This is a genomic window from Bradyrhizobium iriomotense (genome assembly GCF_030160715.1).
GTDB classification, from domain to species: domain Bacteria; phylum Pseudomonadota; class Alphaproteobacteria; order Rhizobiales; family Xanthobacteraceae; genus Bradyrhizobium; species Bradyrhizobium iriomotense.
In genome coordinates this window covers 74,956-98,606 of sequence record NZ_BSOW01000012.1, presented here as the reverse complement: position 1 = coordinate 98,606, position 23,651 = coordinate 74,956, and the positions used below count along the sequence as shown (strand labels likewise).

Annotated in this window: 24 protein-coding genes; 12 read left to right on the top strand and 12 right to left on the bottom strand. The window is 63.4% G+C overall.

Annotation, left to right across the window (positions count from 1 at the left end; all coding sequences use genetic code 11):
* The first annotated feature begins 5 nt into the window (after positions 1–5).
* Entirely contained in the window at positions 6–704 is a 699-nt protein-coding gene (locus QQL28_RS18335; protein ID WP_284267464.1) for a hypothetical protein, read from the top strand.
* Between the two features lie 19 nt (positions 705–723).
* Here the strand turns inward: QQL28_RS18335 and QQL28_RS18330 are convergent, their stop codons facing one another.
* Together QQL28_RS18330 and QQL28_RS18325 are read right to left on the bottom strand one after the other, a co-directional pair.
* Positions 724–1,122, bottom strand: a complete 399-nt coding sequence (locus QQL28_RS18330; RefSeq protein ID WP_284267463.1) for an META domain-containing protein — start codon at positions 1,120–1,122, stop codon at positions 724–726.
* A 229-nt stretch (positions 1,123–1,351) separates the two neighbouring features.
* A complete protein-coding gene (locus QQL28_RS18325; protein ID WP_284267462.1) occupies positions 1,352–3,016 on the bottom strand; it encodes an L-lactate permease in 1,665 nt (554 codons plus the stop codon).
* A 295-nt stretch (positions 3,017–3,311) separates the two neighbouring features.
* Here QQL28_RS18325 and QQL28_RS18320 point away from each other — a divergent pair, with 295 nt between their 5' ends.
* Entirely contained in the window at positions 3,312–5,072 is a 1,761-nt protein-coding gene (locus QQL28_RS18320; protein ID WP_284267461.1) for an ABC transporter ATP-binding protein/permease, read from the top strand.
* A gap of 341 nt (positions 5,073–5,413) precedes the next feature.
* Here QQL28_RS18320 and QQL28_RS18315 read toward each other — a convergent pair whose 3' ends face one another.
* The 4 genes from QQL28_RS18315 to QQL28_RS18300 all read right to left on the bottom strand — a co-directional run bounded on the left by QQL28_RS18315 (position 5,414) and on the right by QQL28_RS18300 (position 9,825).
* Positions 5,414–6,424: a TorF family putative porin gene (locus tag QQL28_RS18315; protein ID WP_284267460.1), complete on the bottom strand. Its 1,011-nt coding sequence runs from the start codon at positions 6,422–6,424 to the stop codon at positions 5,414–5,416.
* Positions 6,425–6,831: 407 nt separating this feature from the next.
* On the bottom strand, positions 6,832–7,188 hold the full coding sequence (locus tag QQL28_RS18310; protein ID WP_284267459.1) for a hypothetical protein: 357 nt from the start codon (positions 7,186–7,188) through the stop codon (positions 6,832–6,834).
* Between the two features lie 91 nt (positions 7,189–7,279).
* Positions 7,280–8,593, bottom strand: a complete 1,314-nt coding sequence (gene glcF, locus QQL28_RS18305; protein ID WP_284267458.1) for a glycolate oxidase subunit GlcF — start codon at positions 8,591–8,593, stop codon at positions 7,280–7,282.
* The gene (locus QQL28_RS18300) at positions 8,590–9,825 is read right to left on the bottom strand and encodes an FAD-binding protein (protein WP_284267457.1); all 1,236 of its coding nucleotides are present in this window, start codon (positions 9,823–9,825) and stop codon (positions 8,590–8,592) included. The genes glcF and QQL28_RS18300 overlap by 4 nt, the downstream gene beginning before the upstream one ends.
* A gap of 221 nt (positions 9,826–10,046) precedes the next feature.
* Here QQL28_RS18300 and QQL28_RS18295 point away from each other — a divergent pair, with 221 nt between their 5' ends.
* Positions 10,047–10,385, top strand: coding sequence for a putative quinol monooxygenase (locus tag QQL28_RS18295; RefSeq protein ID WP_284267456.1), 339 nt, complete (start codon positions 10,047–10,049; stop codon positions 10,383–10,385).
* A gap of 25 nt (positions 10,386–10,410) precedes the next feature.
* On the opposite strand, the gene QQL28_RS18290 is transcribed toward QQL28_RS18295, so the two are convergent.
* Entirely contained in the window at positions 10,411–11,574 is a 1,164-nt protein-coding gene (locus QQL28_RS18290; protein ID WP_284267455.1) for an acyltransferase family protein, read from the bottom strand.
* 22 nt (positions 11,575–11,596) lie between these two features.
* Positions 11,597–13,090 (bottom strand): FAD-linked oxidase C-terminal domain-containing protein, encoded by a 1,494-nt coding sequence (locus tag QQL28_RS18285; RefSeq protein ID WP_284267454.1) that lies wholly within the window; start codon positions 13,088–13,090, stop codon positions 11,597–11,599.
* A 229-nt stretch (positions 13,091–13,319) separates the two neighbouring features.
* Here QQL28_RS18285 and cycA point away from each other — a divergent pair, with 229 nt between their 5' ends.
* On the top strand, positions 13,320–13,730 hold the full coding sequence (cycA, locus tag QQL28_RS18280; RefSeq protein WP_284267453.1) for a cytochrome c-550 CycA: 411 nt from the start codon (positions 13,320–13,322) through the stop codon (positions 13,728–13,730).
* Between the two features lie 36 nt (positions 13,731–13,766).
* Here cycA and QQL28_RS18275 read toward each other — a convergent pair whose 3' ends face one another.
* Entirely contained in the window at positions 13,767–14,723 is a 957-nt protein-coding gene (locus QQL28_RS18275) for an alpha/beta fold hydrolase (RefSeq protein WP_284267452.1), read from the bottom strand.
* 330 nt (positions 14,724–15,053) lie between these two features.
* On the opposite strand from QQL28_RS18275, the gene QQL28_RS18270 reads away from it, so the two are divergent.
* The gene (locus tag QQL28_RS18270; protein WP_284267451.1) at positions 15,054–15,236 is read left to right on the top strand and encodes a hypothetical protein; all 183 of its coding nucleotides are present in this window, start codon (positions 15,054–15,056) and stop codon (positions 15,234–15,236) included.
* Between the two features lie 6 nt (positions 15,237–15,242).
* On the opposite strand, the gene QQL28_RS18265 is transcribed toward QQL28_RS18270, so the two are convergent.
* From QQL28_RS18265 to ykgO, 3 genes are all read right to left on the bottom strand, one after another.
* The gene (locus QQL28_RS18265; RefSeq protein ID WP_284267450.1) at positions 15,243–15,503 is read right to left on the bottom strand and encodes a hypothetical protein; all 261 of its coding nucleotides are present in this window, start codon (positions 15,501–15,503) and stop codon (positions 15,243–15,245) included.
* A gap of 134 nt (positions 15,504–15,637) precedes the next feature.
* The gene (locus tag QQL28_RS18260) at positions 15,638–16,279 is read right to left on the bottom strand and encodes a tetratricopeptide repeat protein (RefSeq protein ID WP_284267449.1); all 642 of its coding nucleotides are present in this window, start codon (positions 16,277–16,279) and stop codon (positions 15,638–15,640) included.
* Between the two features lie 120 nt (positions 16,280–16,399).
* The gene (gene ykgO, locus QQL28_RS18255; protein ID WP_006611362.1) at positions 16,400–16,525 is read right to left on the bottom strand and encodes a type B 50S ribosomal protein L36; all 126 of its coding nucleotides are present in this window, start codon (positions 16,523–16,525) and stop codon (positions 16,400–16,402) included.
* 309 nt (positions 16,526–16,834) lie between these two features.
* Between ykgO and QQL28_RS18250 the strand changes: the two genes are divergently transcribed.
* The 7 genes from QQL28_RS18250 to QQL28_RS18220 all read left to right on the top strand — a co-directional run bounded on the left by QQL28_RS18250 (position 16,835) and on the right by QQL28_RS18220 (position 23,559).
* A complete protein-coding gene (locus tag QQL28_RS18250; protein WP_254098590.1) occupies positions 16,835–17,719 on the top strand; it encodes an amidohydrolase family protein in 885 nt (294 codons plus the stop codon).
* Positions 17,720–17,745: 26 nt separating this feature from the next.
* Positions 17,746–18,486 carry a haloacid dehalogenase type II gene (locus tag QQL28_RS18245; RefSeq protein WP_284267448.1) on the top strand — a complete coding sequence of 247 codons (741 nt, stop codon included), beginning with the start codon at positions 17,746–17,748 and terminating at the stop codon, positions 18,484–18,486.
* Between the two features lie 21 nt (positions 18,487–18,507).
* A complete protein-coding gene (locus tag QQL28_RS18240; RefSeq protein ID WP_284267447.1) occupies positions 18,508–18,975 on the top strand; it encodes a YbaK/EbsC family protein in 468 nt (155 codons plus the stop codon).
* A 549-nt stretch (positions 18,976–19,524) separates the two neighbouring features.
* On the top strand, positions 19,525–19,740 hold the full coding sequence (locus tag QQL28_RS18235) for a hypothetical protein (protein WP_284267446.1): 216 nt from the start codon (positions 19,525–19,527) through the stop codon (positions 19,738–19,740).
* Positions 19,741–20,435: 695 nt separating this feature from the next.
* Positions 20,436–20,786: a hypothetical protein gene (locus QQL28_RS18230; RefSeq protein WP_284267445.1), complete on the top strand. Its 351-nt coding sequence runs from the start codon at positions 20,436–20,438 to the stop codon at positions 20,784–20,786.
* Positions 20,787–20,962: 176 nt separating this feature from the next.
* On the top strand, positions 20,963–22,339 hold the full coding sequence (locus tag QQL28_RS18225) for an FAD-dependent oxidoreductase (protein WP_284267444.1): 1,377 nt from the start codon (positions 20,963–20,965) through the stop codon (positions 22,337–22,339).
* A 5-nt stretch (positions 22,340–22,344) separates the two neighbouring features.
* Entirely contained in the window at positions 22,345–23,559 is a 1,215-nt protein-coding gene (locus QQL28_RS18220) for an NAD(P)/FAD-dependent oxidoreductase (RefSeq protein ID WP_284267443.1), read from the top strand.
* Positions 23,560–23,651: the final 92 nt, after the last annotated feature.

The window sequence follows — 23,651 nt, the reverse complement described above, 5'->3', positions numbered from 1 at the left end:
GCATCATGCAAGACCACGAGCCGAGTACCCTTGGAAACATCTGGTTGGGGAATGTGGCTGGCGGCGAGTTGCCGAGGCAGCCGGTCAGGCTGCGGGATCTCTTAAGCCGCGATCGCGACGACGTGCTGATGCTGCGGGACCCGCAGGGTGTTCGAACGCGGAACTTTCTGCTGTTCACAATTGCGCTGATGGCAAGCTTTGCACTGGGATGGGCCGGCGGCCTGACTTGGCCCGAGCTCGCAGGCATGATCGGCCTCCGCCCGGCAGCCGAGCAGCAAACGGCTTCGTCGCAACCGTCTGACACGAGATCCGCCGGCAAGGCCGAAGGCGCGCGAAAGACCGCATCTCACTCGGATCTGCAACCAGCGGCACCCGCCTTTGTCGGAAGCATTCCCAAGCCGTCCACCCCATCGCCCGCCCGCTTGCCTGCCGGCCTGGCCTCTCAGGCGAATACGAGCCTCCCCTCGCCTGCAGCCGCCATGAGGCAGCCTCTGGCACCGGCCCCGGAGACGAGACCGACAACGATTCCCGGGTGGACCGTTGTCGACGTTCGCGACGGAACTGCCGTTCTCGACGGCCCCGACGGAATTCGGATGGCCGCCCGCGGCGACACTATTCCGGGACTTGGACGGGTCGACTCCATCGTGCGCTGGGGCAGCCGCTGGATCGTTGCCACCGCCAACGGGTTGATCGCGACGCCGTAACCGCCGGCTGCCGCGAGGCTCAATTCCCGTTCATCCGGAAGCGCAGCGGCTTCGGGCCGATCAGCGAGAGGAACTCACCCTGGCGCTTCCAGGTCTCGACGCTGCTCAGCGCTGCGACGAGGTCGTCATCGGCCTGCGCCTTGGCGGGCGGGCAGGAACGGTCCTGGATCTGGCCGGGAACGAAGATCACGGTGTTGCCGGCGACCGAGAACTGGCCCTTGCCGCCCTTGCACCAGAGCTCCAGCACCACCTCGCCATTGTCGCCGATCTCGATGTTGGGAATGCGCTTCGAGCCGGGCTGCGGCAGGGCTTCGAGCGTCATCTCGGTCCCGAAGGGAAAGCCGTCCTCGGCATGGGCCGCGCCCGCCATCAGCACCACCGCGGCAGCCGCGCACACCATCTGCTTGAGCGAAACCATGAGACCTCTCGTCCTTGAACCGCCGCACCTTCTATAAGACCGGCACGACGTTGAGAAGGTTCGCCGCACACGCAAAATCCCCGCGGGAGTTTTCCCGCGGGGATTTCGTGACGTTGCGATGCGTGGCGCTAAAGCGCGGTGAGATTAGGATGAATCGTCATCGCGCTTTAGGTTGTTGTTTGCGCATGATCTTTTCGGAAAACCGCTTCACACTTTTCCGGATCATGCTTTAGTTCAGCACCAGCGCCGTGAACGGCCAGACATAGGCCTGGAGCGTCACCAGCACACCGACCAGGCAGGCCAGCACGATCGAATGCCAGAACACGAAGCGCAGGATCGTGCCCTCGTGGCCGTACCACCGCGTGGCAGTGGAGGCGACCACGATTGATTGCGCGTCGATCATCTTGCCCATCACGCCGCCGGAGGAGTTCGCCGCCGCCATCAGGATCGGCGACAGTCCGAGTTGCTGCGACGTGATCTTCTGGAGGTTGCCGAACAGGATGTTCGATGCGGTGTCCGATCCCGTCAGCGCCACGCCCAGCCAGCCGAGCAGCGTGCCGAAGAAGGGATAGAGCACGCCGGTCGCCGCGAAGGCGAGACCGAGCGTCGCGTCGACACCGGAAAGGCGGGTCAGCGTGCCGATCGCCAGCATCGCCGAGATCGTGATCAGCGAGATGGCGCAGAGCCGGATGGTGCGGCCATATTCGACCAGCAGCCGGCCGGGACCGACGCCCATCAGGAAGCCGGAGATGATCGCCGCGATCAGCATGCCCGTGCCGGTGAAGGACAGGTAGGTGAACGCGAACACCGCGCCTTCCGGCGTCGGCTTCGCGGCCACCGGCGGCATCTTGTTGATCATCTGGTGTAGCTCGGGAACGGCGTAGTTCCAGGTGAAGATCGCGTTTGCCCAGGTCTTGAACCAGCCGCTGCCCCAGATCAGCATCACGATACAGACGATGATCCACGGCAGGAGTGCGCTCCACAGCTCGGACTGCGTCAGCGGCGTCTTGTCGAGCGGCGTTGCCTTGTTCATCTGCGCCGCCGATTCGTCGTGACCGCGCAGCGCCGGCGACAACCAGAGCTGCTTCGGGTGCCACACCTTCAGGAACAGGATCAGCGCCCCCATCGAGATCAGCGAGGCCCCGATGTCGACGATCCAGGGATTGATGAAGTTGGAGATCACGAATTGCGGGATGGCAAAGGATACGCCGGTGACGAGGATCGCCGGCCAGACGTCCTTCATGCCGCGCCAGCCCGCGAAGGCCCAGACCACCCAGAACGGCACGATCAGCGAGAAGAACGGCAATTGCCGTCCGACCATCGCGCCGAGGATATAGGGATCGAGCCCGGTGACTGAGGCAAGGCCCTGGATCGGCGTGCCGAGCGCGCCATAGGCGACCGGCGCGGTGTTGGCGATCAGCGACAGGCCGGAAGCGGCGAGCGGCGAGAAGCCGAGACCGATCAGCACGGCGCCGGTGATCGCGACGGGCGTGCCGAAGCCCGAGGCGCCTTCGAAGAAGGCGCCGAACGAGAACGCGACCAGCAGCAGTTGCAGGCGCCGGTCCTCGGTGACGCCGCCGACAGCACGCTTCAACAGCTCGAAGCGTCCGGTCGTGACCGTCACCTGGTAGAGGAAGATGACGTTGAGGACGATCCATCCGATCGGGAAGAAGCCGGTGACGATGCCGAGCACGGAGGCGCGAATCGACATGTTCACCGGCATGGTGAAGACGACGATCGTGATCAGGTTGGTGATGATCACCGCGATCACGGCCGCGATATGCGCCTTCACGCGCCCGCTTGCGATCATGATCAACAGCGAGACCACCGGGACGGCCGCCGCGATGGTCGACAATGCCGCACTGTTCAGCGGGTTATAGATTTGATTCCACATCCTCGTCCTCCCCCACGCGTTGGTGCGGCAGGGCGGCCAGCGTGGACAGCCGAACCTGCTTGACGTCGGTCGCGATAGTCCTTGAGACTGAAGCGGTCATGTCGCGAAATGCGGCGGTTCCCATCCGCTCACAAGCTCGCGAAGTCCCAGAGGCCCCCACCCCGCGCCGTGATGCCCATGCTAGGGTTGCCGGCCCGGACAACGCAAATCGCCGGATTTGCAACTTTAGTCTAAGCGCGCTTATTTGCGCCATTGCATCAGGCGTTTGCGCCTACCCCGCAGGAGACCCCTATCTGTGAAGAACATCAGCGCGACGCTCGCGACCGTTTGGCGAATCGCCATGCCCTATTTCCGGTCCGAGGACAAATGGGCCGGCCGCGGCCTGCTCGCCGCAGTGATCGCGATCGAGCTGGCGCTGGTCGCGATCGACGTGCTCGTGAACCAGTGGCAGAACCGGTTCTACAGTGCGCTCCAGGCCTATGATCTGGACACCTTCGTGCGCGAGATCTGGATCTTCGTCGGCCTTGCCTCTGCCTTCGTTGCGCTGGCCGTCTATCAGCTCTATCTCAACCAGTGGCTCCAGATCCGCTGGCGGCAATGGCTGACGCGGCACTATCTCGGCGAATGGCTCGACGATGCCACCCACTACCGCATGCAGCTCAAGGGCGACGCCGCCGACAACCCGGACCAGCGCATCACCGACGACGTCAAGACCTTCGTCGAACAGACGCTGAGCATCGGCATCGGCCTGCTGTCCTCGATCGTGACGCTGTTCTCCTTCGTGATCATCCTGTGGGGCCTCTCCAACGCTGCGCCGCTGCGCATCCCCGGCCTCGATTTCGCGATCTCCGGCTATCTGGTGTGGGGCGCACTGTTCTATGCGGTCCTCGGCACCGCCCTGACGCACTGGATCGGCATGCCACTGGTCAACCTCAATTTCGAGCAGCAGCGCTATGAGGCCGATTTCCGCTTCAACCTGGTGCGGGTGCGCGAGAACTCCGAGCAAATCGCGCTCTTGAAAGGCGAGAGCGCCGAGCGCGAGCGTCTGCTGGACCGCTTCGGTTACGTGATCAACAACTGGTACGGGATCATGAGCCGCACCAAACGCCTCACCGCGTTCACAGCGAGCTATCAACAGGCCGCCGTGATCTTCCCCTACGTGCTGGTGGCGCCGGCCTATTTCGCCAAGAAGATCCAGCTCGGCGACATGATGCAGACCGGCTCGGCATTCTCGAGCGTGCAGCGCGCGCTGTCATTCTTCGTCACGACCTATCGCCAGCTCGCCGAGTGGCGCGCGGTGGTCGCCCGTCTCGACGGTTTCGAGATGTCGGTCAGCTCGGCCGCCAATATCGCCGCGCATGAGCCGACCATCGGCGTCACACCGTCCACCGGCAGCGACGCTATCGCGCTCGAGCAGCTGCTGGTGAAGCTGCCCAACGGCAAGCCGCTAGTCGCAGCTAACGGCTTTGCGATCCAGCACCCCGAGCGCGTGCTCGTGACCGGCCCGTCCGGCTCCGGCAAATCGACACTGTTCCGCGCCATCGCCGGGATCTGGCCGTTCGGCACCGGCAAGATCGCCATCCCCGGGAAATCCAGCCTAATGATGCTGCCGCAGCGGCCGTATTTCCCGATTGGCCCGCTCGGCGACGCCGTGATCTACCCGGCCGAGCGCGGCACGATCGCGCCCGACAAGATCAAGGAGGCACTGAGAGCGGTCGGCATGCCCCGGCTTGCCGAGCAGCTCGACGATGAGGCGCATTGGAACAGGACTCTGTCGCTCGGCGAGCAGCAGCGCCTGGGCGTGGCGCGGGCGCTGCTGCATGCGCCGGATTACCTGTTCCTCGACGAGGCGACCGCCTCGCTCGACGAGCCGTCCGAGGCCCTGCTCTACCGCCTCATGGAAGAGAAGCTGCCGTCGACCACGATCGTGTCGATTGGCCACCGCTCGACGCTGGATGCCTTCCACACCCGCAATGTCAGGCTGGTCCCGGACGGCGAGATCCACGTGCTCGGCGTCGGCGCACCGGTCCGGGCGGCGCCGAGCGAAGCGCGCTGAGTTCATCCGAGACGGTGGTGTGCTCCCCCTCTCCCGCTTGCGGGAGAAGGTCGGGGTGAGGGTGTCTCCGCAATCGAGGCTCCCGATGTGGAGAGAGCCCCCACCCGGCGCTTCGCCACAGCCGAGGCTTTGCCTCGGCGTCGTCTAAGAAGCCGGCCGCCAAGGCGGCCTATGCCTCCCCCGCAAGCGGGAGAGGTGAAGCGAGGCTGCGGCTAGATCACCCAACGAACCGCCGTTCATCTGGCGGCCAGATCAGAGCGCTCGATACGTTGAGGCTTCCCCCCAAAAGCAAAAGGGCGGCAGGTTGTCCTGCCGCCCTTCAGTCGTCCAGTGAAAGACGCTTACTTCAGGTTGGTCATCGCCGTCAGGTCGAAGGACAGCTTGGCGATGCCGGCCGCGCCGCACCAGTTGGAGCCGACACCCGACGGGTTGATCGGGGTCACGAAGGTACCGGTGGAGGCGGTGATGTTGCCGCGGGCCGACCAGTCGCTGGTGAAGGCGTTACAGTCACCCTTGGAGAGGTTGGTGTCGGAGTAGCGCAGGTCCAGCGTGAAGACCTTGTAAGTGAAGCCGATGCCGACGTTCCAGGTGTTGTAGTCGGCGTATTTGATGCCGTTCGGGAACGCAGCCACACCGTAGAAGCTGTCCGAGGTGCCAAGCCACTGACGGCCGAACTCACCCGACACGTACATGCCGACGCCGCTCGAGCCGAAGATGGTGCTGGGCGCGATGTACTTGCCGGTGACCGAGGTGTAGTTGCCCCAGGCGCCCGAGTTCAGGTAGCTCGGGGTGTAGTATTCGGTGATGCCGAACGCCCAGTTGTCGTTCACCGTGTAGGTCATCTTGCCGTAGACTTCGAAGAAGCTCAGGTCCTTCTTGATCACGTTGGCATTGAGGAGCGCCTTCTCGGCGCACTCGGCGCCCTGGAAGTTGCCGGCGAAGTCGATGCCGGGTGCGCCGAAGTAGCAGGTTCCACCCGGATACAGGTAGCCCCAGACGCCGATGTCGAAGGCGAACGCGCCGAAGGTCGGGCGGATACCGCCGTAGACGTCGACTTCAGCCGCGGCGCGGTTCGGGAAGGAGATGCTCTCGGCCGAGACGCCGACGTAGAGCTGGAGGTCCTTGGTGACGTTGAAGCGCGGCTCGAAATAGGCCGTGACCGACGGCTTGTGGTTCGACTGCGTGATGCCGCGGAAGATGTAGTCGCTCATGATGCCGCCGCCGAAGGCGATATCCCAGGGATCAAAGGCAGGCGGCGGAGGGGCCTTCATAGCCTTCACCGGCATGTCTGCCGCCAGAGCCGAACCCGTCACCATTGCCAGCGCCGTTGCCAACAAAGCCACTTTCTTCATTTCAATCCCCATCACCTTCTCAAGACCAGTCCGATCCCGGCGCCCCCCGGGGCATGCGAACCCTGACTGCAAAACTCTTAGCCGCCGCAATCTGGAGCGTGGCCCTCAGACAGTGAAGCAAAAAACACATGCATCTGCCGACTTTTTAGGCGTTCTGACGATTCCAAGAAAGGTTGTCAGGATGTGTTGCATCTCGAACACATAATTTGCATTCCAAGGTCACTGCTGGCCCCGGGTTGTTACGGGCGTGCCGCACAAGCGGCGTGCGCCGATACGAATCAGTCCACGGCCCAAGGGAAGTCGATGAACCAGTGCTCGGTGATGCAATCCGTCGATGCAGAAAGGCCGCAGCGTCGCCGCCGCGGCCTTCCGTATTGCGGATCGTTGTTTGGACGGCGAAGCGGGAGCTAACCCTGCCCTTCAGCCGAAGCCGACGAGCTGTCGCCGGTGGGCGACGGGGTCGCCCAGCTCGCCTCCGGTGCGGGCTCTGGAGCGGGAGCTTCCACGGCTGGTGGCTTGGGGGCCGCCGCCTTCTTCGCGCTCTTCTTGGGAGCCGCCTTCTTCGCGGATTTCGGTGCGGCCTTCTTGGCAGCTTTCTTCGGTGCAGCCTTCCTTGCGGACTTCTTGGCCGACTTCTTCGCTGCCTTCTTGGCGGATTTCTTCGCCGACGCCTTCTTGCCGGCCTTCTTCGCGGTCTTCTTCGCTGCTACGGCTTTCTTGGCCTTTTTGGCCTTCTTGCTTTTCTTCTTCTTCGCTTTCGCCATCGTGATCCTCCTGTTGCCGCCGAACCAAATGGTCGATCGGGCCTTCAGTCGTCCACCTCCGGGCGCGGCGCAGTCGGCTAGTTCAGTTCGACTAGTTCAATGCCGGCCGCGAGCCGCCCGTCGCCCAATCGAGAAGCTCAATCGTGTGCACGACCGGCACCGATGTGCCGCTGGCAATCTGCACCATGCAGCCGATATTGCCCGCGGCAATCATGTCCGGCTTGACGCTCGCGATGTTGGCGATCTTGCGATCGCGCAACCTGCCCGCAAGGTCGGGCTGGAGAATGTTGTAGGTCCCCGCCGAACCGCAACACAAATGGCTCTCGGGGATATCTTTCACCACGAATCCGTTCTTGGAAAGCAATTCTTTCGGAAGTGCAGTGATTTTCTGCCCGTGCTGCAGTGAACAAGCGGAATGATAGGCGACGACGATGTCGTCGTGTCGCGTCGTCGGCTGAAGCGCGAGGCCTGCGACATACTCCGTGATGTCCTTGGCGAGCGCGGAGACGTTGGCCGCATCGCTCGCGAAGTCACGGTCCTCGCGCAGGAGATAGCCGTAGTCCTTGATCACCGTGCCGCAGCCGGACGTCGTCACCAGGATGGCATCGAGACCATCCTTTGCCGCCTCGCGACGCCAGGCTGCGACGTTCGCCCGCGCCCGCGCGACCGCGTCATCGTCACGGCCGAGGTGATGCGTCAGCGCGCCGCAGCATTGCTCGTCCCGGACCAGCACGACCTCGATGCCGTGGCGGGTCAGGAGGTTGATGGCGGCCTGGTTGATCCGCGGTGCCAGCACCTGCTGGGCGCAGCCCTGGAGCAGCGCGACCCGCCCCCGCCTCTTGCCGAGCGCCGCAAAGACGCTGCCCGCGGCGGGCCCCGGAGCCGGCAGTTGGCCTGGCGCGAGGGCCAGCATCGCCTTGATCCGCTGCGTGAGGCCAGGGGTGGCCGACGGCCGCGGCGTCGGCAGCAAAGCCGCGAACGGCCGGGCAAGCCGCGCCAGCGACATGCTGATGCGAAAACGCTGCGGGTCGGGCAGGACGAACGCCAGCACAGCGCGCAGCAGCCGCTCGGCAAGCGGCCGCTCGTAGCGCTCTTCGATCCGGACCCGGGCCTGGTCGACGAGGTGCATGTAGTTCACCCCGGACGGACACGTCGTCATGCAGGCAAGGCACGACAGGCAGCGGTCGACATGCTTGACGACCTCGGCGGTCGGCGCCTGGTCCTTCTCCAGCATCTCCTTGATCAGGTAGATGCGGCCGCGCGGGCTATCGAGCTCGTCACCGAGCAGCACATAGGTCGGACAGGTCGCGGTGCAAAAGCCGCAATGCACGCAGGCGCGCAGGATCTTGTCGGCTTCCGCGATATCGGGGTCGGCGAGCTGGGTGAGCGAGAATTCGGTCTTCATGCCTCGCCCCGCTTCAGCCGCCCGCGATTGAGGATGGTCTTCGGATCGAAGCTGACGCGAACCCGCTCACCGAGCGCGGCGACACCCGGTGCTTGCGGATGGAACACGTCCACATTGCGCCGCACCTCTTCGGTCGCCCGGACCAGCATGGCGTGCCCGCCGACGGCTTCCGCGCGCTGGCGCACGATGGCGGCTTGCGCATCGCCCTTCGGCGGCACGGCCGCCCAGATCAGCCCGCCGCCCCAGTCGTAGATCACGTCGCCGCCGGTTTCCCGCGCAAGCTGCCGGCCGATCGCGGCGCCTGAGGCAGGCGGACAGACGACCCGCCACACCGGCCAAGCGCCAAGGGCGCCATCGGCCCCGAACGGCAGTACGTCCCGGATCGCGGCCCACAACGCGGCCGAAGCGGCATCCTCGACGATATCGGCGGTTCCGAATGGGGCGAGCGCCTCGCGCAGCGAGACGGCGCGGTGGGCGGCCGAGGCGGTGATGCCCTCCAGCCGCAGCGCGGTGAGCGCCTCGCCTTGCGTGGCGATGTCGCCGAGCCCTTCGGCTCTTTCCCGGAAAGCGGATTTCGGCAGATGCGCCGCGCCCGATACGTCGAAGGGCGAACCGAGCGCCGCGGTCATGGCCTTGTTGGCGACGGCGTCGTCCAGCCCCCGCAGCAGCAGCGTCCGCTCGCTCTCCGGCTTCGGCATGACCTTCAGCGTCACCTCGGTCATGACCGACAGCGTGCCCCAGGAACCGGCGAGCAGCTTGCAGAGGTCGTAGCCGGTGACGTTCTTCACCACCTTGCCGCCGGTCTTGAAACTGTCGCCGAAGCCGGAGACGGCGTGCGCGCCGAGCAGATGGTCCCGGGCGCCGCCGGCCTTGATGCGGCGCGGCCCGGCGAGACCAGCTGCGATCATGCCGCCGATGGTGCCGAGGCCGGGCGTCCCGAGCAGGGGCGCCGTGTTCATCGGCTCGAAGGCGAATTGCTGGCTCTTGGCATCGATCAGCGACAGCACGTCAGCCAGCGGCGCGCCGGCCTGGAGCGTGATGATGAGCTCGTTCGGCTCATAGGAGGTGACCGCGTTGAGCGCGGAGACATCGAGCACGGCGTTGGTCGCCATCACATGGCCGATGCCGCGCTTTGAGCCATGGCCGATGATCTCGAGCGGTTGCTCGCTCGCAATCGCCGCGCGCACCACCTCTTCGACGTCTTTGGCGTCTCTGACCTTGAGCGTATCCACGGGAAGAGGCGGTAGCGAAAATCGCGTCGAAAATCAATTCGCGCCGAGCTCGCGCGCCTCAATCTCAAAGGAATGCACCCGTCTTTTCTCACCATGCGGGACGAGAGCGAGCGCCGGCTTTTGCGGCGCTGCGGACACAACCTCAATTCGATCACCATCGAATCATTGTCGTACGAAGTTCGGTACAGATCGAACAGTTCTCTTCCCAACGGAGTTCCATCATGAACGAACAGGCGATGAATCCACAAACCATCCATCAGGCGATCAGCGGCGGCGGTCTTCTGGTCGTGGCGCAGTGGGAAGCCAGGCGAGAGGAGGCCGACCGCGTTGCCGAGATCCTGCGCGTCTTCCTCCCGCAGGCGCAAAGCGAGCCGGGCGTAAAACTGTTCCTGATCAGCCGCGCCAAGGACAACCCGGCGCAGTTCCTGTTCTACGAGCTGTTCCGCGACGAGGCCGCCTTCAAGGCGCATCAGGAGAGCACGCATTTCAAGAGCCATATCGCAGGGCAGGCTCTTCCGCTGCTGGCGAAACGCGAGCGCACGCAGTATGCGCTGATGTAACAACCTCCCCGCACGCTGCGCGCGGCTAGATGATCGCGCGCAGCGGCGATTTCCGCAGGATCAACGCCGAGGCGGCGAAGCTGCCGACCGCTGCCAGCGTCGTCAGCAGGAGCGCCTTCGTAAGTGCGAAGAGCGGTAGCCCATGCAGCAGCATGGCGAAGCCGATCAGGATCGGCGGATGGATCAGGTAGACGCCGAACGCATTGTCCGAGAGCCATCTGGCAACCGGCCCCTGCGCGTCGAAATGGCGGCGATAGACGGCCAGTATGAGCAGACCCATGCCCACACAGACAAGCGCCTCCCACAGGCACTTCCCGGCACTGACGAGATTGAAGCCGCCGGAATAGAGCGCCGTCTCGCCCTCGAGGCCGCCGCCAAACAGCACCAGCGCCGCGAACAGCGGAACGGAGAGCGTGAGGGCCAGTGCTCCCCAGCGCACACAGGCCCCTTCGGCAAGTCCCGTCATCCAGTTGCCGCGATAGCCATAGGCTCCGGCGGCGAACATCAGGACATATTGCGGCAAGTCGCCGGGATGAACATTGAGCACCGAGGAGCCAGTCGGCATGACGATGCGCACGGCAAAGGTGGCCCCCGCCATGGCCATCACGAAGGCCATGACCATCGACCCATGCAGCGCGACCGTCCGCTCGCGCCAGCCCGACAAGCGGATCAGGCCGTAGGCAAGCGAGAACAGCAGCAGGACGGCGCAGAACCACATCGGACCGGTCTCGGACAGCCACTCGCCATCCCCGAGATGAACCAGCCACTGATGGCCGAAGCCACCACGTCCCCAGGTCCGTGACAGGAAATACTGCGTGAGCGGGCCGATCGCGAACATGTAGAGCAGGGTCGGCACACCAAGCCTGAACAAGCGGTCGCGAGCGAAGGTCGAAAATCCCTTCCGGTCTAACGACGCTGCGGCGAAATAGCCGGCGATGAAGAACAGCACCGCCATGAAGAAGGCCTGGAGGAAGCTCTGGTAGATGCCGAAGAACAGTGCCGTGCCAAAGCCGGTCGCCTGCCGGTCGACATAGTACCAATTGCCGAACGGGCTGTAGGTATCGGCCGCGTGCATGCTCAGCACGAGCAGGATCATCGACCAGCGGATGTTGTCGATGAACAACAGGCGCGACGCGGCCGGCGCCGCTATCGCTTTGCCTGTCGCGGCGCCTACCGGGATGTCCGCCATGTCGCCACCGGCATCAGTCCCGTCAGAACCGCGGAAGGTCGGGGAATGCCAGTTTCCCGGCATGCACATGCATGCGGCCGAGCTCGGCGCAGCGGTGCAGGGTCGGAAACACCTTTCCGGGATTGAGCAGGCCCTGCGCGTCGAAGGCGCATTTCAGCCGCTGCTGCTGGTTGAGGTCGATCTCGCTGAACATGTCGCCCATGAGATCGCGCTTCTCGATGCCGACGCCGTGCTCGCCGGTGAGCACGCCGCCGAACTCGACGCAGGCACGCAGGATGTCGGCGCCGAATGCCTCGGCGCGCTCGATCTCGCCGGGCTTATTGGCATCGTAGAGGATCAAGGGATGCAGATTGCCGTCGCCGGCGTGGAATACGTTGGCGCAGCCGAGCTGGTATTTCTCCGAGAGCTCGCGGATGCGCGCCAGCGCCTTCGGCAGCGCGCCGCGCGGAATTGTGCCGTCCATGCAGAGATAGTCGGGCGAGATGCGCCCCACGGCGGGGAACGCCGCCTTGCGGCCGGCCCAGAACAGGTTGCGTTCGGCTTCCGAGGTCGAGATCTGGCAGGTGGTGGAGCCGCAGCCCTGCGCGATCGCCTCGACGCGCTTGATCAGCTCGTCGACCTCGACGCCGGGGCCGTCGAGCTCGATGATCAGGAGCGCTTCCACATCGAGCGGATAACCGGCATGGACGAAGGCTTCGGCGGCGTGGATCGCAGGCTTGTCCATCATCTCCATGCCGCCGGGAATGATGCCGGCGCCGATGATCCGGGCCACGCATTCGCCGGCCGCCTCGACCTGCGCGAAGCCGACCATCAGCGCGCGCGCCGTCTCCGGCTTTTGCAGGATGCGCACCGTGATCTCGGTGATGACGCCGAGCAGGCCTTCCGAGCCGGTGATCACGCCCATCAGATCGTAGCCTGCGTTCTCGGCCGACTTGCCGCCAATGCGCAGGATCTCGCCACTCATCAGCACGATCTCGCAGCCGAGCACGTTGTTGGTGGTCATGCCGTATTTCAGGCAGTGCACGCCGCCGGAATTCTCCGCGACATTGCCGCCGATCGAGCAGGCAATCTGCGACGAGGGGTCGGGCGCGTAGTAGAAGCCGGCATGCGCGACCGCCTGGCTGATGGCGAGGTTGGTGACGCCGGGCTCGGTGACGACGACGCGGTTGTCGAAATCGATCTCGCGGATGCGTTTGAACTTGCCGAGGCCCAGGAGCACGCCGTCTTCCAGCGGCAACGCACCACCCGACAGCGAGGTGCCGGACCCGCGCGGCACCACCTTGATGCCCTGCTCCGCACAATATTTCAGGACCAGGGAGACCTGCTCGGTGGTGTCCGGCAGCACCACGACCATCGGCGGCTGCCGATAGGCGGTCAGCCCGTCCGATTCATAGACCCGCATCTCGGCGGCGCTGTCGATGACCCCTTCGCCCGAAACGATTGCGCGCAGGGCGGCGACGATTTCGCTGCGACGCGCCAGCACGGCCTGGTCGGCTGCGGGCATCATGATAGCCATGTTACGAAACCTTCGTCCGACGGAGGAAATTGTCCCGGCAAATCAATCATGTCTTGCTGTCCTTGGGTAGGTCCTCCGAAGGTCCCATTGCTTTGTTGCAGCGCAAGTTCTCTCTGGGGCAAGTCTGCTATCGCGAAACCTGTCAAGCTTTCGCGGCTTGTCCACCTGCACCGGACCTGCCAAAACCACGACCATCAATCTGACCCCGGGAAGAGACGAAGAGCATCCTATGACAAAACTGACTTTCGGCGCGCTGGTTGCCCTCGCCATGACTGCCGCAGCGTCCACCGCCATATCATCCAAAGCGATGGCGCAGGACGCCGCAGCCGGCAAGACGTCGTTCAACAAGTGCCTCGCCTGCCACGCCATCGGCGAAGGCGCGAAGAACAAGGTCGGACCGGAGCTCAACGGCCTCGACGGCCGCAAGTCCGGCACGGCGCCGGACTACAATTATTCGGACGCCAACAAGAATTCCGGCATCACCTGGAACGAGGCGCTGTTCAAGGAATACATCAAGGATCCCAAGGCCAAGATCCCCGGCACCAAGATGGCGTTCGCCGGCATCAAGAACGAGAAGGAGATCAACGATCTCTGGGCCTATGTCTCCCAGTACGACAAGGACGGGAAGGTCAAGCAGTAACGCGACGAGACGTAACGAAACGAGACTTGGCGGCCGCTAGTCGGCGGCCGCCTTCTCAGACGTGATCGCGGCGATCAGCGCCTCGATCTCGGTCTTCACCAGATCCGGCTCCGTGGTCTGCACCATGTGGCCGAGATCGGGCAGCACAATCAGCTTCGCATTCGGCACGGTGGCGGCGAACGGGCGGGCGTGGATATTGGTCGACACCGTCTTGTCAGGCTCGCCGGCGATGACCACGGTCGGCACGGAAATCTCTCCATATCGCGAAGCTTGCGCGGCCACCGACGCCTTCAGCGTCACCAGATCATAGGCATTGGCGATGAACTCGCGCGGGCGCAGCAGCAGCGGCGTCGCGGAGTCCTGCACGAAGCCGTCCGGCATCATCTGCGGCAGGAAGACGTTCCGCGCCCCGGGCGTTGCAAGCAGATAGCCGAGCGGCAGCGTGATCGTGTAGGCGAGCAGCGGGCCGATCACCGGCGTTGCGATGATCTCATTGTAGCGCCCGACGCCGCCACGCCAGGGATGGGTGACCGGCGCCAGCATGACGAGACCGGCGACCCGATCGGCATGATCGAGCGCAAGCCGCGCCCCCAGCGCCCCGCTCCAGGAATGCACCACGAACACCGCACGATCGATGCCGAGCCTGGCAAGCGCCTCGTCGACCATCCGCGCCTGCACCTCGGCCGTCGAATCCTCGAGCCGCGCCCGCGTGCTCCAGCCATGGCCGGGGCGATCGATCAGGATCACCCGATGCTTTTCGGCAAGAAGGTCGCCGAGCGGACGCCGCATCACCTCCAGATTCGAGCTCGCGCCGTGCAGCATGACGATCGGCAGGCCGGCATCGCGCGGGCCGAGGTCGACGACGTGCAGCGTCGCACCGGCGACCGCGATCATCTCGCCCTGCGGCGGGAAGGCGCGCTCGACGGCCCAAACGCCGGCCAGCGTGACGACGACAAGCAGGGCGAGCGCCGTCACGAGGAAAAATACGATCATGGAGATGGTCCGGGCGATCCAAGGCACATGGCAGTTACGGTCCCAGCGTCCGGCAGTTTCTTTTCGGTGCGCGGGCTTTGCGTTCCGCTGACGGTACCTGCCTGTGGATATCAGTAGAATTCAACCTGGGAAAACATCAACAAAATCAATGGCAGTCTGAAAGCATGCGGCCAACCGGGCCAGTTCATGCGGCCGTCATCGCCGCGTCCATATAATCGCCACGGTCGGTTCCACCTCTTAAGCGCGGGTGGGCGCCGATCCTCAACGCAATCCATGGGAACGCGGGAAAGACCGGCAGATTTTGTTCTGTTTTGGATTGGAGGTTTCTCGATGAGTTTGCGATCAAAAGATGCTGCGATCGACGAGATCGTTGCGAGCTGTAGCGGTGACCTGCGCGGCGCGGTACGGGCGCTGCTCCTGATCAACGAGCATCTCGAAGCCGAGCTTGCAAAACTCTATGCCGCTGCCGCAGACCAGAGTCTCGTCGAGCGCGGCGACCACATCCTGCACTAGGCGAACCTAGTCCGCGCTGTCGTCGTCCTTGTCTTCGTCGGGACCTGGCCTCGGACAGGCACGGATCGTCGACCGCGCAAGTTTGGCGTCGGCCTTGGACCTGTAGGGACCGTCGCCGAACCAGATGTCGCCGATGATGACGGGATTGCTGGTCACGATCTCGCATTTGCCGGTGGAGCGGTTGCCCACCACCCAGAACAGCCCGTCGGCAAGACAGGCCGTTGCGCTCGCCAGCAGCAACGCCCCCGCTAGGATCACGCGTTTCATCGCACGGCTCCACTTGTAGCTGTCATGCAGCTAATCCCGGTGGCTCGGGAAAAACATCCCCCCGCCGCGGGGCTGCTCGACGCGTGGTTAACGGCCGCGCTCCGCAGTCGCTCAAAACAACATCGAGTTGGGGGTTAGATATCCCGCCCTTCGACCTTCTCGGTCAGCGACTTGACCTGATCGGGGATCTTGTCGAGGTGCGGGTTGATGGCGAGCGCTTTGCGGTAGGCATCGAGCGCGCGCTTCTCGTCGCCGATCTCCTGCATGATCATGCCGAGACCTGCGAGCGCGCCGAAATGGCGCGGCTCCCGGATCAGCACCTCGCGGATGTCGGCGAGCGACCGGCCATAATCGTTCTGCATGTAGTAGAGCGTCGCGCGCCGGTTCCAGGCTTCGATATAGTCGGGGCGAAGCTTGATGACGGCATCGAGAAGCTTGATCGCGACGTCGATCTTCTGCCCATCCACGGCCGCCTTGGCCCGCGTCATCAGCAGCGCCGCCGTATCGCTGGGAGTCTGGAGCCAGATCGCCCAGATCCGCGCCTCGACATGCTTGGCGCTGACATCGTCCGGAGCCGCCTTCAGCGCGCCGAACAGGAAATCGAGATTCTTGGTGCGGTCGACCTTGGGCAGCTTCGCCGGCGCCTCGGGAAGCTTCTTCTGCTTCACGGGCGGACCTGCCGGGTCATCCTGCGCGAAAGCGGGTGCGACGACCGTCAGCACGGCCAGCAGGGCGGCCAGACGGAGGGGAAGCGCGGACAAGAATCTCACTGCCATGGCGGAAGTGTAGACGCGCAAAGCCGCCCTTGCATAGCAAGGACGGCGTCAAAGTCGTGTGAGACCGTGGTCTTGCGGGGGGCGCGACAGTCCCTCGGCAGGGAACTCAGCCCTTACCGATCAGCCCTGACGAGCCTTGAAGCGGCGCTGCACCTTGTTGATCACATAGACCCGGCCCTTGCGGCGGACCAGGCGGTTGGCACGGTGGCGACCGCGCAGCGATTTCAGCGAGTTACGGACCTTCATGGCAGAATCCTGAACGTTCGAAAGGCCGTGTTCGGCACTACCGTTTCGGCACGCGCGAATGTGGCAAAATGAGAGCTTTCCCGCTGGCGGACCGACCGCCCGGGACGCGCGGGTTCTAAGCCATGGTGAATGCCGATGTCAATGCAATCGGCCCGGTCCGCGCCGACTAAATCTGGAAAACAACCCCATGCAAAGGGGCTCTGAAACGGCCGGATCGGTCCCTTTGCTCCCTCAGCCGCATCCTTCGACGACGCCTTGCCAAATTCGTTATATCATATAATCAATTTACGATCTGTCGGGAGAAAACCAATGCCCAAGCTGAAGCTGCCCAATATCGACGACGTCGTCGCGATCGACATCCACACCCACGCCGAGGAGCCCTGCGGTTGCCACCCCGACGACGGCTATGACGATTTCCAGGCGCAGATGGCGGAATACTTCAAGTCGCCGAACAAGCATCCGCCGACCGTGCCGGAGACCGCGGCCTACTACCGCTCGAAGAACATTGCCGCCGTGATCTTCCCGGTCGATGCCGAGCGCGAGACCGGCTTCCGCCGCTACAACAATTACGAGATGATCGAGGCCGCCTCCGACCATCTCGACGTCCTGATCCCGTTTGTCTCGATCGACCCGCACAAGGGCAAGCTCGGCGCGCGCGAGGCGCGCAAGCTGATCGAGGAATACGGTGTCCGCGGCTTCAAATTCCACCCGACCATGCAGGGCTTCTATGCCAACGACCGCATGGCCTACCCGCTCTACGAAGAGATCAACAATGGCGGCGCGATCGCGCTGTTTCACACCGGCCAGACCGGCGTCGGCTCGGGCATGCCCGGCGGCATGGGCATGCGGCTGAAATATTCCAACCCGATGTATATGGATGACGTGGCGGCGGATTTCCCCGACCTCAAGATCATCCTCGCCCACCCCTCCTTCCCCTGGCAGGAGGAGGCGCTGTCGGTCGCGACCCACAAGCCCAACGTCTATATCGACCTGTCCGGCTGGTCGCCGAAATACTTCCCGCCGATCCTGGTGCGCTATATCAACTCGATCCTGCAGGATAAGATGCTGTTCGGCTCGGACTGGCCGGTGATCACGCCGGACCGGTGGCTGGCCGACTTCGCCAAGATCGATATCCGCGACGAGATCCGGCCGAAAGTGTTGAAAGCGAACGCGAGAAAGCTGCTGGGGATCTAGCAGGGAAGCAACGTCAAGGGATCAACGTGACGATCAAAGCCGTCGTCTTCGACGCCTATGGGACGCTCTACGACATCCAGTCGGTCGCGGAGATCACCGAGGATGCGTTTCCGGGCTACGGCGAGATCGTCACGCAAATCTGGCGCATCAAGCAGCTCGAATACACCTGGTTGCGCTCGCTGATGCAGCGCTACCGGGATTTCGCCGGCATCACGCGGGACTCGCTCGCCTATACGCTGCGCGTGCTCGGGCTCACCTACGACAACGACGCCTTCGAGCGCGTGATCGGGAAATATCTGCACCTCGATCTCTATCCGGACGCTGCGGCCGCGCTTGCGGCGCTGAAGCCGCGCAAACTCGCGATCCTCTCCAACGGCAGCCCGGAGATGCTGGGCGCGCTCGTGCGCAACACCGGCCTCGACAGACTGCTCGACGCCACCATCAGCGTCGATGCGAAGAGGATCTTCAAGCCGAGCCCGAAGGCCTATGAGCTGATCGGCGAGGTGCTCGGCACCAGCCCCGGCGAAGTACTGTTCGTCTCGTCAAATCCCTGGGACGTGGCGGGCGCCAAGGCGTTCGGGCTCAACGTCGCCTGGATCGAGCGGGTCACGCCGGAGGCGATAGCGCTCGCTTGCGTCGAGAGCGAACTCGTGGCACCGCTGACCATGTTCAAGGCGATCCGGACCCAGATGGACGAGCTGGGATTGCAGCCGGATCACCGCGTCCGCTCGCTGTCCGAACTGCCCGAGATCGTCGCCCGCCCATGAGTCTGGAATGAGCCGTCTGGAATGAGCATTCAATCCGTTCGCGACTTCTTCGCCGAGAAAGCCCCAGACATCACCGTCATCGAATCGCCGATCAGCTCGGCGACGGTGCCGCTTGCGGCCGAGGCCTATGGCGTCGAGCCCGGCCGCATCGCCAAGACGCTGTCCTTGCGGATCGGCGAGCGCGTCATCCTGATCGTCGCCAGCGGCACCTCGCGCATGGACAACAAGAAGGTGAAGGCGCAATTCGGCGGCAAGCCGAAGATGCTGGGGCTCGAAGAGGTCGCCGACATCACCGGCCACGAGGTCGGCGGCGTCTGCCCATTCGGGCTGAAGGCGCCGCTGTCGATCTATTGCGACGTCTCGCTGAAAGCCTTCGACATCGTGGTGCCGGCCGCGGGCTCGACCCATAGCGCGGTGCGCATCGCGCCGGACCGGTTGGCCGAGCTGGTCGGCGCCGAATGGGTCGACGTCTGCGAGCACAGACCGTAAGGCAGCTACGGCGTGTGCTCGCAGATCGAGTGCGCTTGATGTCCGCGATGGCTCCGACAGCAGCGGAAGTGCGGACATCGCTCGTGGTCCGAGCTGAGCCAGAAACAGGCCACTGGCCTCTCACGATCACGCGGTATCTGCGGACACCTCTCGCCGCTTGTTGCTGGCTGTCCGGAATGCTCGCCAGAGGAGAGCAACGCCACGAGTACGCGTGAGCGGGGCGGAATCGAACCCGACTTGCGGCCTTCGGACGCGTGCGGTGTGAACTCGTCGCGGAACCGCTCGCATAGATGTGCCGTTCTGGTGACAGTCCGCGCAGAAAATGGCGCGCGCGCCTGTTCGCCTTATTCGATCACGCTTTGTGCGGAACATTCGCTCGAGCGCTCGACTTTCAACCACCGTCGAGCCCCGCAGTGTTGCCTGGAGTTAGCCGCCGAATTGAAGGCGAAGAGGAGATCATCATGACGAGGGTAGCCAAGCTTCTTGCAATAGCGGCCATACCGGCATTGTTGATCGCAGCGTCTGGGCCGCTGCTCGCTGGAGGTGGTGGTGGCGGCGGTGGAGGGGGCGGCGGCGCCGGAGGCGGAGGGGGAGTTGGAGGAGGTAGCGGTGTGGGCGGGGGACATGGCGGCGGTGCGGGACATGGCGGCGCAGGTGGTGTCGGCCACGGCAGTTCGGCATCGGCTCCAGGGCACGCGATGCAAGCAGCGTTTTCGAGCCCGCATGCGCATGGAGCGCATCATGGCGCATCAAGCCTTAGCGTAGGACACAGCCTAGGACACGCGATCCAGTCGGCGTTTTCAGCGGTGTTCTCAAGCTCGCACTCGCATACCGGGCATCATGGTTCATCAAGCCATGCCGGGCATCCTGGCGCATCCGGCTTCAGCCCAGGGCACCAGATGCAAGCTGCATCTTCGAGCGCGCCCTCCGGGCATCCGGGGGCATCGAGCTTCAGCCCCGGGCACGAAATGCAAGCGGCATCTTCAAGCCCGACCCCCTCCGGGCAGCCAGGCGCATCAAGCTTCAGCCCTGGACACGAGATGCAAGCGGCGGCTCCGAACCCTTGAACGGCGACGACTAGCAATCAGCATCGAGTTGCGCGCCAAGGCAGGACGTAGAACGGCCTCGGTTGGGTCGTCGCCCCACGACGGTCGGCCGCGCCACGATGATCGCACACCAAGCGCAGCGCTGTAGCGACTCGCGCATGACATGGTTGGGCAGTCCGCTGACATCGAAGCCCGCATTGCGCGGTGGCAACCTGCATTGCTGCCATTGGCGAGCTACAAGCCTTGCGCGAGAAATGCAGACATATTGACCTTTATCGCGTACGCGATCCGATGAACCTTTGCAGGATTTGCTGCACCCATAGTGAACAGCTTCACATGGTGCATCCGGCGCCGGGGCTAAGGTGAGTACGGAATTCGCAGTGGGAATACCTCCAATCCAAGAGGGTGAGTCCCATGAAAAATCTGCTCTTAGTGGTAACCGCCATTGCCGCCATCGGTGGCGTGGCGACCAATCACGCCGGCGCGTGCGCCTTACGCTTTCCAACCTTTGAACTTACGGGCTTCCCGATCTCCCGGCATCAAGTGGCAGTGCTGGGCTCGGCCCAAGTGGAAGAGAGCACGGTTACGCCGGCGCTCATGTCAGACAGTATGCCGGCTTCTCCCCATCAGATCGCGGTTCTGACGCCACGTGTGAAAAAACTGAAAATTGCTGAGGCTTCAGTGGATCCCGGTCTACTCACCGTTGGCCAGACAAGGTCTGGCTCGCGGAGAAGCACCGGGCAGGCGATGTGTGCCGCTGAGTGAATCTTAGCGGCGTGAAGCAGAAATCCTGCGAGCGGATACTTGTCCGATTGTCAGGAAGCAAGACTGATTCATTCTTCACAATGATGCTGGACCGCGCGCAATCGATGGTCCCGGGCGAATGTTCAACGACTGTCCTGCTTCATCCCGCGGTTAAGCAAAAGTGCTGGGAGGGATCGATGGCGAATGTTGGCAAGCACGCGATCGTGGTGGGCGCGGGAATGGGCGGTCTCTTGGCCGCTCGCGCTTTGGCGGATCATTTCGATGAAGTGACCCTCCTTGAGCGTGATGCGCTCCCGGATTTACCCGATCCTCGCAAAGGCGTCCCGCAAGGACGGCATACGCACGGATTGCTTGCTCGCGGGCGCGAAATACTCGAGCAGTCGTTTCCCGGCTTTACCGAGGGAATGATTGCTCGGGGAGCCGTGCCTGCGGACCTCGTCAACGATGGGCTTTGGTTCAACTACGGTGTCTATCTTCACAACGCCCCCAGCAAGATGGTCGCGCTCGGGGTGAGCCGACCGACGCTGGAAGGCTTCGTGCGACAGCGGCTCGTTCAACTCCCCAATATTCGGCTGCGGGAGCGATGTGACGTTGTGGAGCCGGTGTTTGATCGACCATCGGGCCGCGTGACTGGTGTTCGCGTCCAGTCAAAAAATGGTTCAGATGGCAGGGCAACAATAGACGCCGATCTCGTGGTCGACACCAGCGGGCGCGGATCATCGAGCCCGACATGGCTGAGTGCGTTTGGTTTCGCAAAGCCGCCAGAGGAGCAGGTCACGATCAATCTTGGCTATATGACGCGCTTCTATCGTCTCAAACCCGAACATATGGCGAATGGTTTGCATGGCAGGAAGTTCGTCATCATGGGTGCGTGCTCGCCTGATTTTCGCTTCGGTGCTCTTTTGCCACAGGAGGGCGAACGTTGGACTGTGACGTTGGGCGGTTACGGGGACGATCAGGTGCCGGAGGATGATGCCGGTTTCCTTGAGTTTGCGCGTAGCTTGCAGCAGCCGGAAATATTCAACGTCATTCAGAACGCGGAGCCACTTACTCCGCTTACGCCATACAAGTTTGTTTCGAGCTTGCGACGCCATTACGAGAAGCTGACCCGCTTTCCGGAAGGCTATCTGGTGTATGGCGACGCCTTGTGCAGCTTCGATCCAGCCTATGGCCAAGGAATGACGGTAGCCTGCTTGGAATCGCTGGCCTTGCGCGAGTGCTTGGCAAACGGAATGCAAGGAATTGCTCGCCGTTTCTTCCAGATGGCCAGTCGATTCATTGAAGCTCCCTGGCAAATCGTCGTGGGCAGCGATCTGCAAAATCCGCGCGTTGAGGGCAAGCGGACGGCGCAGGTGCGCTTTGTCAACTGGTACATAGGGAAGTTTTACCGAGCGGCGCAACGTGACGCCACGCTGGCGGCCAAGTTCTTGGAAGTGGCCAACCTTGTGCAACAGCCAACCGCGTTGCTAACCCCGGCGAATGCGCTGAAAGTGTGGAATGTAAGTCGGGACATACAGCACCGCGACCTTGGTCAGGGGCGCCAAGCCGCTTAGCTCCGATGATTAGCAAGGCCGATAGTATTGTCATTGGCTCCGGCGGCCTCGGCGCTGCCACGGCATATTACTTGAGCAAACGCGGTCTCAACGTCGTTCTGATCGACAAGCACGATATTGGATCGCAAACTTCGCCCCGTGCGGCGGGCATGGTGAGCTGCGTTCGCAAAAGCGACTTGATGATTGGCCTCATCAAGGATGCCTGCCGCAAGATTGAAGCGTTCACGGAAGACACCGGGCAGCCTCTCGATTGGGTGCATTCGGGCAGCCTGAAGATCGCGCGTCGGCCGCAAGATGCGGAGGTTCTCAAGGCCGACTTTGAACGCGGGCGCCGTATGGGCCTTGATGTCGAGCTGATCTCTCCGGAGCAGGCGAGTCGCCTCAATCCATTTTTGAAGCCGATGGGCGTCGCAGCGGCGATGAGGATCGGTGACGACAGGTATTTCGACCCAGCGCAGGTTGCCGCCGGCTTCGCCAGGGCAGCGGCGGCTCAGGGCGCAACGGTACTGCCGAAGACGGACGTGCTCACCGTAAACATCGCTGCCAGCAAGGTGACCGGCGTAACTACCGCGAAAGGCATCATTGAAGGCCCAATCGTGGTCGATGCAGCTGGTGCGTGGACGCGAGAGGTCGCGGAGATAAGTGGGATTCCCGTGCCGCTGGTCCCGACCCGGCAGCAACTCATCGTCACCGAGCCTTTGGATGGCGTGCGTGCCGACCTACCGATGGTTCGAATCATGGATGCCGCCGTGTACACGCGTCCTTGCCAGGGCGGCTTGCTTTGGGGTGTCTACGAAGAAACACCACGATTTTTCGACATGCGGTCGCTCGGAGCCGGTTTCGATATCAAGGACATGCCACTCGACATCGAAGTGCTTCGTTCAGCCGCTCGTGAAGTCAGGGATCAACTTCCAATCCTGCAAACGGCTAACGTGCGAGAATTTCGCGGTGGCATTCCGACCATGACCGCTGACGGCCACCACATCCTTGGCCCGGCCTCCGGAGCTACTGGCTTTTATTTTGCCAGCGGATGCAACGTTGCCGGCCTCTCGATCTCGCCAACCCTCGGAGAGGCGCTTGCAACCTGGATTATCGATGGCAAGCCGGCTATCGACCTCTCGCCTATGTCTGTCATGCGCTTCAAAGACCAGTCGTGGTCTGAACCTGAACTACAGAGGGAAGCCGCTTGGCAGTATCGGCACTTCTATGGCGCGGTCTAACTCTCGCGTCACTGCGCCGGCTGACGCGACCGGCCAATGACGGATATGTGGCGACTGCTTCGTTAGGTCCGAAATTCAGGCAGCCTCACCTT

Coding starts and splice junctions, on each gene's coding strand:
- QQL28_RS18335 (WP_284267464.1), top strand. CDS start 6: ATGCAAGACCACGAGCCGAGTACCCTTGGAAACATCTGGTTGGGGAAT.
- QQL28_RS18330 (WP_284267463.1), bottom strand. CDS start 1,122: ATGGTTTCGCTCAAGCAGATGGTGTGCGCGGCTGCCGCGGTGGTGCTG.
- QQL28_RS18325 (WP_284267462.1), bottom strand. CDS start 3,016: ATGTGGAATCAAATCTATAACCCGCTGAACAGTGCGGCATTGTCGACC.
- QQL28_RS18315 (WP_284267460.1), bottom strand. CDS start 6,424: ATGAAGAAAGTGGCTTTGTTGGCAACGGCGCTGGCAATGGTGACGGGT.
- QQL28_RS18310 (WP_284267459.1), bottom strand. CDS start 7,188: ATGGCGAAAGCGAAGAAGAAGAAAAGCAAGAAGGCCAAAAAGGCCAAG.
- glcF (WP_284267458.1), bottom strand. CDS start 8,593: ATGAAGACCGAATTCTCGCTCACCCAGCTCGCCGACCCCGATATCGCG.
- QQL28_RS18295 (WP_284267456.1), top strand. CDS start 10,047: ATGAACGAACAGGCGATGAATCCACAAACCATCCATCAGGCGATCAGC.
- QQL28_RS18290 (WP_284267455.1), bottom strand. CDS start 11,574: ATGGCGGACATCCCGGTAGGCGCCGCGACAGGCAAAGCGATAGCGGCG.
- QQL28_RS18285 (WP_284267454.1), bottom strand. CDS start 13,090: ATGGCTATCATGATGCCCGCAGCCGACCAGGCCGTGCTGGCGCGTCGC.
- cycA (WP_284267453.1), top strand. CDS start 13,320: ATGACAAAACTGACTTTCGGCGCGCTGGTTGCCCTCGCCATGACTGCC.
- QQL28_RS18275 (WP_284267452.1), bottom strand. CDS start 14,723: ATGATCGTATTTTTCCTCGTGACGGCGCTCGCCCTGCTTGTCGTCGTC.
- QQL28_RS18270 (WP_284267451.1), top strand. CDS start 15,054: ATGAGTTTGCGATCAAAAGATGCTGCGATCGACGAGATCGTTGCGAGC.
- QQL28_RS18265 (WP_284267450.1), bottom strand. CDS start 15,503: ATGAAACGCGTGATCCTAGCGGGGGCGTTGCTGCTGGCGAGCGCAACG.
- QQL28_RS18260 (WP_284267449.1), bottom strand. CDS start 16,279: ATGGCAGTGAGATTCTTGTCCGCGCTTCCCCTCCGTCTGGCCGCCCTG.
- ykgO (WP_006611362.1), bottom strand. CDS start 16,525: ATGAAGGTCCGTAACTCGCTGAAATCGCTGCGCGGTCGCCACCGTGCC.
- QQL28_RS18250 (WP_254098590.1), top strand. CDS start 16,835: ATGCCCAAGCTGAAGCTGCCCAATATCGACGACGTCGTCGCGATCGAC.
- QQL28_RS18240 (WP_284267447.1), top strand. CDS start 18,508: ATGAGCATTCAATCCGTTCGCGACTTCTTCGCCGAGAAAGCCCCAGAC.
- QQL28_RS18230 (WP_284267445.1), top strand. CDS start 20,436: ATGAAAAATCTGCTCTTAGTGGTAACCGCCATTGCCGCCATCGGTGGC.
- QQL28_RS18225 (WP_284267444.1), top strand. CDS start 20,963: ATGGCGAATGTTGGCAAGCACGCGATCGTGGTGGGCGCGGGAATGGGC.
- QQL28_RS18220 (WP_284267443.1), top strand. CDS start 22,345: ATGATTAGCAAGGCCGATAGTATTGTCATTGGCTCCGGCGGCCTCGGC.